The following is a 17,494-nucleotide window of genomic DNA, read 5'->3' on the forward strand; positions in this document are numbered from 1 at the left end:
ACTATCACGGGATTAACAGTGGCATCGCATCCGCAGAGAGGATTTCTCGTGACAGTGAAAATTTCAACATAAAAGAAAAAGTCACCTGCAAAATGGAAAACAATCGCAATTTCCCTGCCAGACAATTTCATTCGCTCACGTTCTTTGCCGGTCTTTGTATTGGCATCACGCCTGTGGCTCAGGCACTCGCCGCCGAAGGGCAAGCAAACGCGGATGACACGCTGGTTGTCGAAGCATCAACGCCTTCGCTTTATGCGCCACAACAATCTGCCGATCCGAAATTCTCGCGTCCGGTAGCGGATACTACCCGCACGATGACGGTGATTTCTGAACAAGTGATTAAAGATCAGGGCGCAACCAACCTTACCGACGCGCTCAAAAACGTCCCCGGCGTGGGTGCGTTTTTTGCGGGTGAGAACGGTAACTCCACCACTGGCGACGCCATTTATATGCGTGGTGCCGATACCTCTAACAGTATTTATATTGATGGCATTCGCGATATCGGCAGCGTCTCGCGCGACACCTTCAATACCGAGCAGGTCGAAGTGATTAAAGGGCCGTCCGGCACCGACTACGGGCGCAGCGCGCCGACGGGCTCGATCAATATGATCAGCAAGCAGCCGCGCAATGATTCAGGCATTGACGCTTCCGCCAGTATTGGCAGCGCCTGGTTCCGCCGCGGCACGCTGGACGTCAATCAGGTCATTGGTGATACCACCGCGGTGCGCCTGAATGTGATGGGCGAAAAAACGCACGATGCCGGACGCGACAAAGTCAAAAATGAGCGATACGGCGTCGCCCCTTCTGTCGCTTTTGGCCTCGGTACAGCGAATCGTTTGTATCTTAATTATCTGCATGTCACCCAACACAACACGCCAGACGGCGGCATTCCGACCATCGGTTTGCCGGGCTATTCTGCCCCATCTGCGGGAACGGCGGCCCTGAATCATTCCGGAAAAGTTGATACGCATAATTTTTATGGCACGGATTCCGATTACGATGATTCGACCACCGACACCGCTACCATGCGTTTTGAGCACGACATTAGCGAGAACACCACTATTCGCAACACTACGCGTTGGTCGCGCGTGAAGCAGGATTACCTGATGACGGCGATTATGGGCGGGGCATCAAATATTACCCAGCCCACCAGCAATGTGGATAGCTGGACCTGGTCCCGTATTGCGAATACTAAAGATGTGAGTAATAAAATTCTCACCAACCAGACCAACCTGACCTCGACGTTCTATACCGGCTCTATCGGTCATGATGTCAGTACCGGCGTGGAATTTACCCGTGAAACACAAACCAACTACGGCGTTAATCCGCTGACGTTACCCGCGGTGAATATTTATCATCCTGACAGCAGCATTCATCCTGGCGGCCTGACGCGCAACGGCGCAAACGCCAATGGTCAGACGGATACCTTCGCAATTTACGCCTTCGATACGCTGCAAATCACCCGTGATTTTGAGTTGAACGGCGGGATCCGTCTGGATAATTATCATACTGAATATGACAGTGCCACCGCCTGCGGCGGCAGTGGCCGAGGTGCCGTTACCTGCCCAGCTGGCGTGGCGAAAGGTTCTCCGGTCACCACTGTTGACACCGCCAAGTCTGGCAATCTGGTGAACTGGAAAGCCGGGGCGCTGTATCACCTGACGGAAAACGGCAATGTCTATATTAACTATGCCGTTTCCCAGCAGCCGCCGGGTGGCAACAACTTCGCCCTTGCGCAGTCTGGCAGCGGTAACAGTGCCAACCGCACCGATTTTAAACCGCAAAAAGCCAACACCAGCGAGATTGGCACCAAATGGCAGGTTCTGGATAAACGCCTGTTGCTTACCGCCGCGCTGTTCCGTACTGATATCGAAAATGAAGTTGAGCAAAATGACGACGGAACTTACTCGCAATACGGTAAGAAACGCGTCGAAGGCTATGAGATATCCGTGGCCGGGAATATCACTCCCGCGTGGCAGGTGATTGGCGGCTATACCCAGCAAAAAGCAACCATCAAAAACGGCAAAGATGTTGCCCAGGATGGTTCCTCATCGCTGCCCTATACGCCTGAGCACGCCTTCACGTTATGGAGCCAGTATCAGGCAACCGATGATATTTCCGTTGGTGCGGGCGCACGCTATATCGGCAGTATGCATAAAGGTTCTGACGGCGCGGTGGGAACGCCAGCGTTTACCGAAGGTTATTGGGTCGCCGACGCTAAACTGGGGTATCGGGTTAATCGCAATCTCGACTTCCAGCTAAACGTCTACAACCTGTTTGATACCGATTACGTCGCCTCAATCAACAAGAGCGGCTACCGTTATCACCCGGGCGAGCCAAGAACCTTCCTGCTCACGGCCAATATGCATTTCTGATTCAGATGTGGGGCGCAGGCCCCACTTTTTGGAGAACTTGTATGATGTACCACATTCCCGGCATGCTATCGCCAAAGGACGTCGCCCGGTTTCGCGAACAACTGGAACAAGCCGAATGGGTGGATGGACGCGTCACCACCGGCGCACAAGGCGCGCAAGTTAAGAACAATCAACAGGTCGACACCCGCAGTGCGTTATACGCCGCCCTGCAAAATGAGGTGCTGAACGCGGTTAACCAACATGCATTGTTCTTTGCCGCTGCCTTGCCGCGTACCCTTTCCACGCCGCTGTTTAATCGTTATCAGAACAATGAAACTTACGGTTTTCATGTGGATGGCGCGGTACGCAGTCACCCACAAAACGGCTGGATGCGCACTGACCTTTCTGCCACGCTGTTTTTAAGCGATCCACAAAGCTACGACGGCGGCGAACTGGTCGTTAATGACACCTTCGGACAACATCGGGTAAAACTCCCGGCAGGCGATCTGGTGTTGTACCCTTCCAGCAGCCTGCACTGCGTGACCCCCGTAACCCGTGGCGTACGGGTGGCATCATTTATGTGGATCCAGTCGATGATCCGCGATGATAAAAAGCGCGCCATGCTGTTCGATCTGGACAACAATATTCAGTCGCTGAAAAGCCGCTATGGTGAAAGTGAAGAGATCCTGTCGCTGCTCAATCTTTATCATAATCTGCTGAGGGAATGGTCGGAGATCTGACGCTTGAACTGCCCGAGTTCGTCCCTATATTAGCTACACTTAACTGTACAAGTATTGATATGGGGAGGACGATATGGCATCCGGTTGGGCTAACGATGACGCCGTCAACGAACAGATCAACAGTACAATTGAAGATGCGATTGCCCGCGCTCGGGGTGAAATTCCGCGTGGCGAAAGCCTGTATGAATGTGAAGAGTGCGGAGCCCCCATCCCGCAAGCCCGTCGGGAAGCCATTCCTGGTGTACGCTTATGCATTCATTGTCAGCAGGAGAAAGATTTACAAAAACCAGCTTATACAGGATATAATCGCAGAGGTTCGAAAGACAGCCAGTTACGTTAACTACAACTGGCGGGATGTATAGCGAGTATAATTTGTATTTTGCGTGGCATTCCGTGCCTTTAACGCTGTCGTGACTGCCACGCTGCATAAAACAAGTCCATAAGTTCAACAAATAAATGGATTATCAGTATGTTAGATATCAATCAATTTATTTGAACAAGGCGGTCAATTCTCTTCGATTTTATCTCTCGTAAAAAAACGTGATACTCATCACATCGACGAAACAACGTCACTTATACAAAAATCACCTGCGAGAGATTAATTATGAAAACTATCAATACTGTTGTTGCTGCTATGGCTCTTTCAACTTTGTCATTTGGCGTGTTCGCGGCGGAACCGGTAACGGCATCCCAGGCACAGAACATGAATAAAATCGGCGTGGTTTCTGCCGATGGCGCATCCACCCTCGATGCCCTGGAAGCGAAACTGGCTGAGAAAGCTGCGGCTGCTGGTGCCAGCGGATACAGCATCACTTCTGCCACCAACAACAATAAATTAAGCGGAACTGCGGTTATCTATAAGTAATTCGTAGGCTGGATATGGCGTTTGCGCTACGTCCAGCAAAAGTATTTCCCTGTCTGTTTGCCGACAGACGCATATGCTCTAACCCTCATTGATCCTATGTTACCCTTGTTTGCCCGTCCGTCACTGGACGGGCTTTTTTTTAGCTGGCTAACTGCTGACAGAAAGCCTGCAACGTCTCTTCCGGCATACCAATCTGCCGCGCCGCATCGCAAATGGCCTGCCAGCTTCCCGCGTCCAGTGGAATCCCCAACTCCTGCCGTTCGCAACGCGTGTTCACCTCCCACTCGCCCGGAAGCAAAATCGGTTTTTCGTCATCATGCGGCGAGGCTTTCACCCACTCGGCAAAGGCTTCGGTCTGCGCGCTACAATCCGGCGCGCCGAACAGTTCCGGGTTGATGATGATAGTGGTCATGCAGTTAAGAATGGCATCGGGACTGGTTTGTAACGTTTCCTGATGCGTCGTTTTACCGCCGGAAAGCGCCCCACCAAGAATTTCACACATCGCTGCAAGGGCGTAGCCTTTATGTTCGGCAAAGGTCAACAGCGAACCCAACGGCGACTCCTGCATTACCGCCGGATTGGTCGTCGGCATGCCGTTAACGTCAATCAGGCAACCTGGCGGCACGGGGACGCCTTTATGCCAGGCGACGCGAGTTTTCCCAAATGCGATGGCGCTGGTGGCGTAATCGAGCAACAGCGGGAAATTATCTTTACGTGGGAAAACCACACAGAACGGGTTGGTGCCAAAGCGGCTGTCGCGGCCGTGGAACGGCGCGACCATTGGAATACCCACCACGCTAACAAAGTGGATAGAGACAAACCCCGCCGCTGCACACTGCTCCGCCCAGTAACCGATACGGCCGATATGATGCGAGTTATGTAGCGCCACGGCAGCAATACCGTGCTGATGCGCTTTCTCAATCCCCAGCGCCATCGCTTCGTGTGCCGCTACCTGACCAAATGCGCGATCACCATCGAGCGTGACCGCCGCCCCCGCCTCTTTAACGATTTTGGCATGGTGGTTAATTTGCAGATGCCCCTGACTCCAGGAACGCACATAGCTTGGGATCATGCCAATACCATGTGAATCATGCCCTGCCAGGTTTGCCGCGATTAAATGATCGGCAACTAATTTCGCTTCTTGTTCCTCGCTACCCATCTGACGAAATACAGCCTGAATAAAACTGTGCAACGTCTGAGCATCAAAGCGATGACCACTTTCCATGGTTAACTCCTGTTTATGTTATGTGTTTGTTGTTTTTTTATGCTGCACGCCGGGCGCGGGAAGGTCAATAAAGATGCAGGAATTTCATATTGCGGTGGGGTAAAAGCCGGATGACGTGGCTCATCCGGCTGAGATAAAAATTAAAATGCCTGATTAACGCGCGCCAGGCCATCGCTGATAGTTGCCGCTTCCCCCGTAGCCACCAGGCAGCAAGCCATCTGGATTTTCAGCGATTCGGGAATCGGTTCGCTGCCAGCCAGGCAACGCTCAATCCACTGCGCCGTGGTTTCCGGATCTTTTGCTTGTGGCAGTAACTCGCTACCAGCAGGGTCCTGTTTTTCATACAGCACCCGCATTCCTTCGCGGTCAATGAGATTGATCTGCGGGCAGCGCTGCGGATTAGCATACACTTCACCTTCAGTACCATGCATTAGTAGCGCCCGCCCGCCGATATCGCTAAAGAACTTCGCGACGCGTCCAATGTATTCCGGATGCGAAACGCTGGAAAGACGCAGCGCCTCACCTTCGGCAAATGGTGTCGCCAGTTTCGCCAGGGTATGTGCACTGTTACGCACGCCCATCCGCCAGCGCATCGCCAGTTGTTTTTCCAGCGGCGGGCAAAACGCGCCGACTGGCATAAACACCGGTTGATGTTCGTCGAGCTTCGCCTGCGCCTGCCCGCCGTGCAACGTTGGCGTAATACCCATCAGTTCGAAAATGGTTTCTGTCAGCACGCGAGTTGGATCTTCGCTAACCCCGTGAACCACCACAGGAAAACCGAGTTTGTGCAGCAGAATCGCCAACAACGGCGTCAGGTTGGCCTGTTTACGCGCGCCGTTGTAACTGGGGATGACTATCGGCATCGGCTTGCTAACAGGCGGCGTCAGTTTGATGGTGTGATTTTGCATGGCTTCGTAAAAGCCGAGCATCTCTGCTTCCCCTTCCCCTTTGATACGCAGCGCAATCAATACGCCGCCCAACTCAAGGTCAGGGACTTCACCATTGAGCATATGGGCATACAGACCGCGCGCAGTATCCCGGTCTAAATCGCGCGCGTGGTTTTTCCCGCGCCCGATCTCTTTAATGATTTTGCGATAGTCCATTTACGACTCCTTACCTGACTCACATCATTAACGCCGCCGACGGCGTGGGGATTTCGTTTTTTCTTTCTTTTTAACTATACCTTCAGGGACTTCCGGTTGCTCTATCGGAAATACCGGTAATGCATCCAGTAGTCGCTTGCCATAATTTTTGGTCAGCAAGCGTTTGTCGTAAATCACCACTTCGCCCCAGCAACCGTGGCTTCGAATCAGTCGCCCAACCTGCTGAATCAGGTTAAACGAGGCGCTCGGCAGGCTTTGTACTTCAAACGGATAGCGGTTGAGGCTTTTCAGCCATTCACCTTCGGTGATCACCACCGGGCTGTCGATGGGCGGAAAAGCGATTTTGTGGATATGCACCTGGCTGAGCAGATCACCTTTCAAATCAAGCCCTTCGGCAAATGACTGTAAACCCACCAGCACGCTACGCTCACCGTTGGCGACGCGTTTGCGGTGCAGTTCAACTAAACGGTAACGCGGCTGATCGCCCTGCACCAGCAACATCAGGCGTAAATCCGTCACATAGTCGAGAAATCGCTGCATTGCCCGTCCGCTGGCAAACAGCACCAACATACCGAGATGTTTTTTGCTCTCCACCTGTTCACGGAAAAAGGCCGCCATTTCAGCAATGTGCTGTTCTTCGTTGTCGATGGAAGGCTCAAAGCGCATCCGGGGAATAACAATTTTGCCCTGTTCGCAGTGGTTAAAGGGCGAATCCAGCGCCACAAAGCGGTCACCCGCTTTCTCTTTCAGCCCGCTCATCTCCTGCAAACGCGAAAAACTGTTCAGCGAACGCAAGGTTGCGGAGGTAACAATAATGTGCGGAATACTACGCCACAACAGCCTTTCCAGCTGATCGCTGACACGTATTCCCACGCAGTGAAACCAAAGGTGTAACTGCCCGTCGCGCTCTTCCCGCGTCGCCCATTTAGTGACGGGTGCACCGGAAGATTGCGCCAGAGACGCCAGCCGCCAGAGTTTGCTTTGCGCCTCGAACATCCCCAACGCGCGGTTCATCTGCAAAATCAACCGATGCAGACGCACAATGTCGTGGCTGCCGGTTTTCTCACTTAAATCGTTAAGAAATAACTCCGCCAGACCACGCAGCATCTCGGTGAGTTTTGCCAGCCGCTGGCAGATCTCCAGCACTTCATCAGGCAGTTCGCCCATCGCAAAACGGTGCTCTGCCTCCTGCCCGGCAGGCATGTAGAGATTGAGAATGTTGTTTAACGAGGCGATAAGCTCATACAGCTCTTCACAATGCGCATTCAAACGTTCAGGGATTGCCAGCGGTGGGATCGTCTTCGGGCGAAACTGCTCCATACAGGTAGCAACAAGCTTCGTAAACAAGTCCAGCTGCAGCCGATACCACGGCGCGGTAATTTCGGCGCTCATCTCCAGCGCATCCCGTGCCACATCAGGCAAGTGATGACCTTCATCCAGCACCAGCAGTAAATTTTTCGGGTCAGGCAATACGGCTTCGCTTTCCATCGCCGCCATCACCAGCGCATGGTTTGCCACCACCACTTCGGCTTCCTGAATTTCCCGACGAGCGACAAAAAACGGGCATTCGCGATAGTAATAACAGTTGCGGTTGAGGCAGCTGGCTTTGTCGGTACTCAAACGACGCCAGAGATCGTCATCAATGGCGATATCCGTATGATCGCGCAGACCATCCCATTTATAAGTGTCGAGATCGCCCTTCAACTTCGCACAACGTTTTTGCTCTTCCTGATTGTTCGGCGTCAGTTCGTCGTCAAGAAACGCCAGCAGATCCTGTTGCGTGGGTTCAGTGCTGGCGAGCGCCGTCAGATTACGCGGGCAAACGTAGCGCCCACGCCCGAAAGCGGCGGTAAATTTAAGATCGGGAATGATCTTTTTCAGCAACGGTAAATCTTTGCTGTAGATCTGATCCTGCAAGGCCACGTTAGCGGTACTCACCACCAGCGTTTTTTGCTCTTCGCGAGCAATGGCTATGCCGGGGATTAAATAGGAGAGCGTTTTCCCAACGCCGGTGGGTGCTTCAATCGCCAGATGCCGCCCTTCTTCTCCGGCCAGCGTTTTGGCGACGTCCGCAATCATCTGCCGCTGCGGCGCACGGGGAATAAAGTCGGGGATCTGTTCCTGAAGCGCCTTATACCAGGCGGCAATTTGCGCTTTAAGCGCGGCGGTTAATGCCATGAGAAAACCTGAAATACTGTATAAACAGCCAATATTGTGGCATTTTTCGGTTTTCAGGGGTAATGGTTTTTCTGTTTCTGGAAAGCTGCTCGCAATAACGCCCTCTCGCAATATATTTGATTGAAAGTTCGACGGCACGGTGAGCGCCAGTCTTCAGGGCAGAAAACAGCAAGTGATACCGCATTTCGTGGTTACACTTGCCGCCGTCATCGCTTCGCAGGAACCGGTATTGCCCGCCCTGGCCTGAGCCAGGGCCATCAATGCCATTATCCTGTTGGGATCTTTACAGCCATGCGTCTGGCGTCCACTCGGATAAAACTTTAGAAAAACGATATTGTGCGTAGCGGACCATATCACGATATAACGAACTTATACGCAGCTGGTTGGCCTCTTCATTAGACAGATTATTGAAATCAAGCAATACCGCTTTGTATGTATTAAAAGTTTGACTGCTTATCATATTTTCATCTAAAGAGTGAGCTTTAGCCAATAAAGCAAATGCATAACGTTTTAAAATTTTTGACGCATCAGGAATACCGTAAAAGACATTACTGTGAGAAATATTTGCAAATACGGCAGACAGACAGAAAAATATTTTAGACTTATCACTTTCACTGGCCTCTTTGAGATCCAGCATCGTTAATAGATTAGTGTAATGTTTTTCTTTCAAAGTATGCTGTTGCCATTGGTCTGAATCGGTCATCAAAGAGGAAAATAATGATTTAAATTCTGTCGGTTGATTATCCGATTCTGGCACAAAGTCTGTTTTTCGCATTATTGCTGACATAAATACATCACGAATATAACCTTTCAATCCAAGAGCATTGAGAATCAATTGGTGTTTCTTATTTTTCTGCGCATATTCCCATCCTTTTGCAAATAAAGGAAATGCACGCGTACAAATCGTTTCTGGATCATCTCTGACAACTTCATGGGTATCCTGCAAAGATGGATAAATAGAGTAACTATTCCAGATGGTCTTTTTCTGAACATTTGGCTCGAGCATTGAGATTAACGCCTGGTGCGATAAACGCATTACTCGCCCGGAGTTATCGGATGATAACAGGATATAACATTTATTATTTTTATCTAACAATCCTTGCTGCTCATTGAAATTCAATTTTATTTCTGCAGTAACGAATTGTTTTATTTCAGGTAATACCTGATAATTGTGATAAAGGTCAAATGCTAAGTTTTTCTCTTCAACACTTCTGTTTTCAAAAAGCAAATCAACAAATTGAATAAATCTATAATTTTCAGAAACCATCAACTCTGGTCTCTTTAAAAAGAGAGCATAGAAAAAGTTTATTATTTCCGCATCGTTACTCAGATTTTTATTTCTGAAGTAGCACAGATACGTATCCAGTACGCGCATAACAAGTTCATGATCGCTATTAAGTGGGGATTTTAATAGTTTTGCTATTATAGACGATGGGAATGCTACCATGTCCCGCAGCGTGAAGAGTTCCATGCCATCAGTTAATTGCGATAGCAAATCTTTTACTGTTTTTATGTTATAAGTATTATCATTGAATGATTCGTCTGCCAGAGACTCTAGTTTTTCTATCATCCCCCCGATTACAAATATATCTTTTTCGCTCTCCACGTCATGATTAGACATATCATCGACGATATCTTTAACTTTACTATCACTTTCATATAGTTTTTCTCTCACAATATTATTAGCGTTTACTGCAGAAGTCGCATCATAATAGGATGGCGGAATAATAACAGAGAATTCGTTAGTGAATATAGAATGATATGCAAGATTATCATCATTCAATTTCTCACCAACGTTAAGCGAATTAATATCCCTCAGAATATGCGTCTCAATCTGACTGTCAAAAAGACTTTTAGAAAAACCACTACCTTCAGTCAGTTCAATTTTCATCCTGAGTATTTTATTTTTGAGGTCAGAAAATGTATTTACATAAGGAATAAAAACATCTGATGAATTAGAGTTATTTTTCTTTCCATTAATATTATCTATTCTGACGGTGATCCCTTTCTCATCACGATGAATTGCATTATTCATATTTATAGAGATCACATTTTCATGTCTGGATTGCCCGGTTTTAATCGTCATATTGATATCATTTGCGCTGATCTCCGAAATCTCACTGACGAATTTTTTAAATGCATTATAGCGCTGGTGGCCAGCATTAAATTTGCCAAATGAAACATAATATGCGAAGTGTTCAAGGAAACCATGTAATTCCAGTAAATTAACCGGGTCAGAACCCTGCACCATATTTAATAACATCGTCGCATAACCATTGCATTTTGAACAATCCATACACCGCTCCTTTGCACATGAATGATCTGCGGATCATAAGCCTGGCAAAATAGGGAATCTTACAGAAATCGCTCATTTTTAACTTTTCGTACTGCAAACTCAGGATCAACCGGGTTATGAAAGTCTGCTGCTGTACGGATCTAAACAGGCTGACAATCAATCTTTCTATCAATAAGCAGAAATGAGCGATTTTTGATAGTTTATTGGAAATGCTAAAGATATACGGTAATGAAACGACTGCACACTTTATTTTGCTTAGGGAGATAGTCGGATACACTATAGACAATGAAAATAATAAAATCAGGGACAGAATCAAGCTAATACTAAATCACATATCTCATAATAATTTTCCAGATGATGAACAAACACTTTATGCAATAGCATGTTTATTCCAGACTTTCCCAGAATTTGTTTATGAATATCAACCAATGTTATTAACAATAATTCAAATTGCAAGAAGAAATAATTTCATTGCCATTTTATATACACAAGATAGATCATAAAGCAAATTTATTAAAACAATAAAATCAGACATGTCATGCATGTCTGACCGTGTTACCTGAATAATGGGCAAAAGCCTGTGATACTCTTTTGCCCTTACATGGTATTACTGCGCAGCGGCAGGTTTACGCGGACGGCGACGGCGTTGTTGCTCACCTGCTGGTTTGGCATCGCCGAGACGACGAGATGGTTTTTCTGCAGGTTTCGCGCTTGCAGATTTTGCGCCACCTTCCCCACGGCGTGGTTGCTGTTGACCGCGACCACCACCTTGCCCACGACCGCCGCCGCCACGTTGCTGGCGACCGTTCTGGATCGGTTCGGCTTTGATTGACGGGTCCGGCTCATAGCCCGGAATCGCAATGCGTGGAATCTCTTTTTTCAGCAGTTTTTCGATATCACGCAGAAGTTTGTGTTCATCCACACACACCAGCGATAACGCTTCACCAGTTGCCGCTGCACGACCGGTACGCCCGATACGGTGGACGTAATCTTCCGGTACGTTTGGCAGTTCATAGTTGACGACGTGCGGCAACTCTTCGATATCCAGACCGCGTGCAGCGATGTCAGTTGCCACCAGAACACGAATATCGCCCGATTTAAAATCGGCCAGTGCACGAGTACGCGCACCTTGCGATTTATTACCGTGGATCGCCGCACTGCGGATACCATCTTTATTGAGCTGTTCAGCCAGATGGTTAGCACCGTGTTTGGTACGGGTAAACACCAGCACCTGCTGCCAGTTCCCTTTACCAATCATGTGCGACAGTAATTCGCGTTTACGTTTCTTATCGACAAAGTGAACGTGCTGGGTCACCTGATCAGACGCGGTATTGCGGCGTGCCACTTCGATTTCCAGCGGGTTGTGCAGCAGTTTTTCCGCCAGGTTTTTAATATCGTCTGAGAAAGTGGCGGAGAACAACAGGTTCTGGCGCTTCGCTGGAAGCTTAGTCAACACACGACGGATATCGTGGATAAAGCCCATGTCGAGCATGCGGTCAGCTTCATCGAGGACGAGAATTTCAACCTGATCCAGCTTCACTGCATTCTGATGTTCCAGGTCCAGCAAACGCCCCGGCGTTGCCACCAGCACATCAACGCCACCGCGCAGCTTCATCATCTGCGGGTTGATGCTGACGCCGCCAAATACGACCAGCGAACGAATGTTCAGGTATTTGCTGTAATCACGGACGTTTTCGCCAATCTGTGCAGCCAGTTCACGGGTTGGGGTAAGAATGAGCGCACGGACCGGACGACGCCCTTTGGCGTGCGGCTGGCGAGTAATCAAATGTTGCAACAGGGGCAGCGTAAAGCCCGCTGTTTTGCCAGTGCCGGTCTGGGCGCTAGCCATAAGGTCGCGGCCTTCCAGCACCGCAGGGATCGCCTGCTGCTGAATAGGGGTGGGTTCACGGTAACCCTGCTCGGCAACGGCGCGCAGGATATCAGGGCTTAAACCCAAAGAATCGAAAGACATAACTACTCCGAACCGCCCCGACCGTTACCGGTGTAGTTTTCAGGGAGATACTGAAAAGGAAAATGACAAAAACCACAATGTCATGAGGGAGCGGAGTGTAGCAGTTTTTGTGACGCAGCGCATAAATTATCCCTGTGACTGGCGTTGCTAAAATTCCTGGTCATACTGGACAACTCCCATATGGAGTCATAATCTTAATCAATCATTTGATTAAGAATGGACTGTGCGATGAATAATCCTGCCATGACAATCAAGGGTGAACAGGCTAAAAAACAGCTGATTGCTGCCGCACTGGCGCAGTTTGGCGAATATGGAATGAACGCCACCACCCGCGAGATAGCCGCCCAGGCCGGGCAGAATATCGCTGCCATCACCTATTACTTCGGTTCGAAAGAAGATTTATATCTCGCCTGCGCCCAATGGATTGCCGATTTCATTGGCGAGCAGTTCCGTCCGCACGCTGAAGAAGCCGAACGCTTGTTCGCACAACCACAGCCGGATCGCGCAGCTATTCGTGAACTGATCCTTCGTGCCTGCAGGAACATGATTAAGCTGCTCACCCAGGATGACACCGTCAACCTCAGCAAGTTTATCTCCCGTGAGCAACTCTCTCCTACGGCAGCCTACCACCTGGTGCATGAACAGGTGATTAGCCCGCTACACAGCCACCTTACACGCCTGATTGCCGCCTGGACCGGCTGCGACGCCAACGACACCCGCATGATCCTTCATACCCATGCGTTGATTGGTGAGATTCTGGCGTTTCGTCTTGGCAAAGAAACTATTTTGTTACGTACCGGCTGGACCGCGTTCGATGAAGAAAAGACCGAACTGATTAACCAGACGGTAACCTGTCATATCGACCTGATTTTGCAAGGATTATCGCAAAGGAGTTTGTAGTGATGAAAAAACCTGTCGTGATCGGACTGGCGGTAGTGGTACTTGCCGCCGTGGTTGCCGGAGGCTACTGGTGGTATCAAAGCCGCCAGGATAACGGCCTGACGCTGTATGGCAACGTGGATATTCGCACCGTGAATCTTAGCTTCCGTGTCGGTGGTCGCGTTGAATCGCTGGCCGTAGACGAAGGTGATGCGATTAAAGCGGGCCAGGTGCTGGGCGAACTGGATCATAAGCCGTATGAAATTGCCCTGATGCAGGCAAAAGCGGGTGTTTCGGTGGCACAGGCGCAGTATGACCTGATGCTTGCCGGGTATCGCGATGAAGAAATCGCTCAGGCCGCCGCCGCCGTAAAACAGGCGCAGGCCGCATATGACTATGCGCAGAACTTCTACAACCGCCAGCAAGGGTTGTGGAAAAGTCGCACTATTTCGGCAAACGACCTGGAAAATGCCCGCTCCTCGCGCGACCAGGCGCAGGCAACGCTGAAATCAGCACAGGATAAATTGCGTCAGTATCGCTCCGGTAATCGTGAACAGGACATCGCCCAGGCGAAAGCCAGTCTCGAACAGGCGCAGGCGCAACTGGCGCAGGCGGAGCTGAATTTACAGGACTCAACGTTAATAGCACCGTCTGATGGCACGCTGTTAACCCGCGCGGTAGAGCCTGGCACGGTGCTCAATGAAGGTGGCACAGTCTTTACCGTCTCACTGACACGTCCGGTGTGGGTGCGCGCTTATGTTGATGAACGTAATCTCGACCAGGCCCAGCCGGGGCGCAAAGTGCTGCTCTATACCGATGGTCGCCCGGACAAACCGTATCACGGGCAGATTGGTTTCGTTTCGCCTACCGCTGAATTTACCCCGAAAACTGTCGAAACGCCGGATCTGCGTACTGACCTCGTCTATCGCCTGCGTATTGTGGTGACCGACGCCGATGATGCCTTACGCCAGGGAATGCCGGTGACGGTGCAATTCGGTAACGAGGCAGGACATGAATGATGCCGTTATTACGCTGAACGGTCTGGAAAAACGCTTTCCGGGCATGGACAAGCCCGCCGTCGCGCCGCTCGACTGTACCATTCATGCTGGTTATGTAACGGGGCTGGTGGGGCCGGATGGCGCAGGTAAAACCACACTGATGCGCATGCTGGCGGGATTACTGAAACCCGATAGCGGCAGCGCCACGGTGATTGGCTTTGATCCGATCAAAAACGACGGCGCGCTGCACGCCGTTCTCGGCTATATGCCGCAGAAATTCGGCCTGTATGAAGATCTCACGGTGATGGAGAACCTCAATCTGTACGCGGATTTGCGCAGCGTCACCGGTGAAGCGCGGAAGCAGACTTTTGCTCGCCTGCTGGAGTTTACATCTCTTGGCCCGTTTACCGGACGTCTGGCGGGCAAGCTCTCCGGCGGGATGAAGCAAAAACTCGGCCTGGCCTGTACGCTGGTGGGCGAACCGAAAGTGTTGCTGCTCGATGAACCTGGCGTCGGCGTTGACCCTATCTCACGCCGCGAATTGTGGCAGATGGTGCATGAGCTGGCAGGCGAAGGGATGTTAATCCTCTGGAGTACCTCGTATCTCGACGAAGCCGAACAGTGCCGTGACGTGTTACTGATGAACGAAGGCGAGTTGCTGTATCAGGGAGAACCGACGGCCCTGACGCAAACCATGGCCGGACGTAGCTTTCTGATGACCAGCCCACACGAGGGCAACCGCAAATTGTTGCAACGCGCCTTGAAACTGCCACAGGTGAGCGACGGCATGATTCAGGGGAAATCGGTACGTCTGATCCTCAAAAAAGAGGCCACACCAGACGATATTCGCCACGCCGACGAGATGCCAGAAATCGACATCAGCCAAACCACGCCCCGCTTTGAAGATGCGTTTATTGATTTGCTGGGCGGTGCCGGAACCTCAGAATCACCGCTGGGCGCAATATTGCATACGGTGGAAGGTACACCTGGCGAGACGGTGATCGAAGCGAAAGAGCTGACCAAAAAGTTTGGCGATTTTGCCGCCACCGATCACGTCAACTTTGCCGTCAAACGCGGTGAAATCTTTGGTTTGCTCGGGCCAAACGGCGCAGGGAAATCGACCACCTTTAAGATGATGTGCGGCTTGTTGGTACCGACCTCTGGCCAGGCGCTGGTGCTGGGGATGGATCTGAAAGAGAGTTCTGGCAAAGCGCGCCAGCATCTCGGCTATATGGCGCAAAAGTTTTCGCTCTATGGCAACCTGACGGTCGAACAGAATTTACGCTTTTTTTCTGGTGTGTATGGCTTACGCGGGCGGGCGCAGAACGAAAAAATCGCCCGTATGAGCGAAGCGTTTGGCCTGAAAAGTATCGCCTCCCACGCGACCGATGAACTGCCATTAGGTTTTAAACAGCGGCTGGCGCTGGCTTGTTCGCTGATGCATGAACCGGACATTCTGTTTCTCGACGAACCGACTTCCGGCGTTGATCCCCTCACCCGCCGCGAATTTTGGCTGCATATCAACAGCATGGTAGAGAAAGGCGTCACGGTAATGGTCACCACCCACTTTATGGATGAAGCAGAATATTGTGACCGCATCGGCCTGGTGTACCGTGGGAAATTAATCGCCAGCGGCACGCCAGATGATTTGAAAGCGCAGTCGGCCAACGACGAGCAACCCGATCCCACAATGGAGCAGGCCTTTATTCAGTTGATCCACGACTGGGATAAGGAGCATAGCCATGAGTAATCCGATCCTGTCCTGGCGTCGCGTGCAGGCGCTGTGCGTCAAAGAGACGCGGCAGATCGTTCGCGATCCGAGTAGCTGGCTGATTGCAGTGGTGATCCCACTGTTGCTGCTGTTTATATTTGGCTACGGCATTAACCTCGACTCCAGCAAGCTGCGGGTTGGGATTTTGCTGGAACAGCGTAGCGAAGCGGCGCTGGATTTCACCCATACCATGACCGGTTCGCCCTACATCGACGCCACCATCAGCGATAACCGTCAGGAATTAATCGCCAAAATGCAGGCGGGAAAAATTCGTGGCCTGGTGGTGATTCCGGTGGATTTCGCCGAACAGATGGAGCGCGCCAACGCTACCGCGCCGATTCAGGTGATCACCGACGGCAGTGAGCCAAATACCGCTAACTTTGTGCAAGGTTATGTCGAAGGGATCTGGCAGATCTGGCAAATGCAGCGGGCAGAGGACAACGGGCAGACTTTTGAACCGCTTATCGACGTCCAGACTCGCTACTGGTTTAACCCGGCGGCGATTAGCCAGCACTTTATTATCCCCGGTGCGGTAACCATCATCATGACGGTTATCGGCGCGATTCTCACCTCGCTGGTGGTGGCGCGAGAATGGGAACGCGGCACCATGGAGGCGTTACTCTCTACGGAGATAACCCGCACGGAACTGTTGCTGTGTAAGCTGATCCCTTATTACTTCCTTGGGATGCTGGCGATGTTGCTGTGTATGCTGGTGTCAGTGTTTATTCTCGGCGTGCCGTATCGCGGGTCGCTGCTGATTCTGTTTTTTATCTCCAGCCTGTTTTTGCTCAGTACTCTGGGAATGGGACTGCTGATTTCCACAATTACCCGCAACCAGTTCAACGCCGCACAAGTTGCCCTGAACGCCGCTTTTCTGCCGTCGATTATGCTTTCCGGCTTTATTTTTCAGATAGACAGTATGCCCGCGGTGATCCGCGCGGTGACGTACATTATTCCCGCACGTTATTTCGTCAGCACCCTGCAAAGCCTGTTCCTCGCCGGGAATATTCCGGTGGTGCTGGTGGTGAACGTGCTGTTTTTGATCGCTTCGGCGGTGATGTTTATCGGCCTGACGTGGCTGAAAACCAAACGTCGGCTGGATTAGGGAGAAGA

General features: G+C 50.8%; 13 protein-coding genes. 8 read left to right on the top strand and 5 right to left on the bottom strand.

Going from position 1 to position 17,494, the window contains the following annotated elements; genetic code table 11:
* Positions 1-92: 92 nt before the first annotated feature.
* The 4 genes from ATB02_RS13310 (at position 93) to ybiJ (ending at position 3,959) form a co-directional block, all read left to right on the top strand.
* Positions 93-2,375 (top strand): catecholate siderophore receptor Fiu, encoded by a 2,283-nt coding sequence (locus tag ATB02_RS13310; RefSeq protein ID WP_105271720.1) that lies wholly within the window; start codon positions 93-95, stop codon positions 2,373-2,375.
* 41 nt (positions 2,376-2,416) lie between these two features.
* A complete protein-coding gene (gene ybiX / locus ATB02_RS13315) occupies positions 2,417-3,094 on the top strand; it encodes a PKHD-type hydroxylase YbiX (protein WP_105271721.1) in 678 nt (225 codons plus the stop codon).
* A gap of 73 nt (positions 3,095-3,167) precedes the next feature.
* Positions 3,168-3,434: a C4-type zinc finger protein YbiI gene (ybiI, locus tag ATB02_RS13320; RefSeq protein ID WP_000146357.1), complete on the top strand. Its 267-nt coding sequence runs from the start codon at positions 3,168-3,170 to the stop codon at positions 3,432-3,434.
* Between the two features lie 264 nt (positions 3,435-3,698).
* Positions 3,699-3,959, top strand: coding sequence for a DUF1471 family protein YbiJ (gene ybiJ / locus ATB02_RS13325; RefSeq protein WP_000849301.1), 261 nt, complete (start codon positions 3,699-3,701; stop codon positions 3,957-3,959).
* Between the two features lie 139 nt (positions 3,960-4,098).
* On the opposite strand, the gene hcxB is transcribed toward ybiJ, so the two are convergent.
* The 5 genes from hcxB to rhlE all read right to left on the bottom strand — a co-directional run bounded on the left by hcxB (position 4,099) and on the right by rhlE (position 12,733).
* Positions 4,099-5,184, bottom strand: coding sequence for a hydroxycarboxylate dehydrogenase HcXB (gene hcxB / locus ATB02_RS13330; protein WP_105271722.1), 1,086 nt, complete (start codon positions 5,182-5,184; stop codon positions 4,099-4,101).
* Between the two features lie 140 nt (positions 5,185-5,324).
* Positions 5,325-6,287 carry a DNA-binding protein YbiB gene (gene ybiB / locus ATB02_RS13335; RefSeq protein ID WP_105271723.1) on the bottom strand — a complete coding sequence of 321 codons (963 nt, stop codon included), beginning with the start codon at positions 6,285-6,287 and terminating at the stop codon, positions 5,325-5,327.
* Positions 6,288-6,314: 27 nt separating this feature from the next.
* Complete coding sequence (dinG, locus tag ATB02_RS13340; RefSeq protein WP_032183796.1) at positions 6,315-8,465, bottom strand: ATP-dependent DNA helicase DinG; 2,151 nt, start codon at positions 8,463-8,465, stop codon at positions 6,315-6,317.
* A gap of 283 nt (positions 8,466-8,748) precedes the next feature.
* On the bottom strand, positions 8,749-10,761 hold the full coding sequence (locus tag ATB02_RS13350) for a type III effector (protein WP_105271724.1): 2,013 nt from the start codon (positions 10,759-10,761) through the stop codon (positions 8,749-8,751).
* 607 nt (positions 10,762-11,368) lie between these two features.
* Complete coding sequence (gene rhlE / locus ATB02_RS13355; protein ID WP_088541626.1) at positions 11,369-12,733, bottom strand: ATP-dependent RNA helicase RhlE; 1,365 nt, start codon at positions 12,731-12,733, stop codon at positions 11,369-11,371.
* Positions 12,734-12,961: 228 nt separating this feature from the next.
* Between rhlE and cecR the strand changes: the two genes are divergently transcribed.
* Genes cecR through ATB02_RS13375 form a run of 4 tightly spaced genes read left to right on the top strand, consistent with a single transcriptional unit; the run spans position 12,962 to position 17,486 of the window.
* Positions 12,962-13,633, top strand: a complete 672-nt coding sequence (gene cecR, locus ATB02_RS13360) for a DNA-binding transcriptional regulator CecR (RefSeq protein WP_001296991.1) — start codon at positions 12,962-12,964, stop codon at positions 13,631-13,633.
* Positions 13,634-13,635: 2 nt separating this feature from the next.
* Complete coding sequence (gene hlyD / locus ATB02_RS13365) at positions 13,636-14,631, top strand: secretion protein HlyD (protein ID WP_001296990.1); 996 nt, start codon at positions 13,636-13,638, stop codon at positions 14,629-14,631.
* Positions 14,624-16,360, top strand: coding sequence for an ATP-binding cassette domain-containing protein (locus tag ATB02_RS13370; RefSeq protein ID WP_105271725.1), 1,737 nt, complete (start codon positions 14,624-14,626; stop codon positions 16,358-16,360). Before hlyD ends, ATB02_RS13370 begins: the two co-directional genes overlap by 8 nt.
* On the top strand, positions 16,353-17,486 hold the full coding sequence (locus tag ATB02_RS13375; protein ID WP_000070108.1) for an ABC transporter permease: 1,134 nt from the start codon (positions 16,353-16,355) through the stop codon (positions 17,484-17,486). Before ATB02_RS13370 ends, ATB02_RS13375 begins: the two co-directional genes overlap by 8 nt.
* Positions 17,487-17,494 lie beyond the last annotated feature (8 nt).

Source organism: Escherichia sp. MOD1-EC5189, assembly GCF_002966045.1.
Lineage (GTDB): Bacteria > Pseudomonadota > Gammaproteobacteria > Enterobacterales > Enterobacteriaceae > Escherichia > Escherichia coli_F.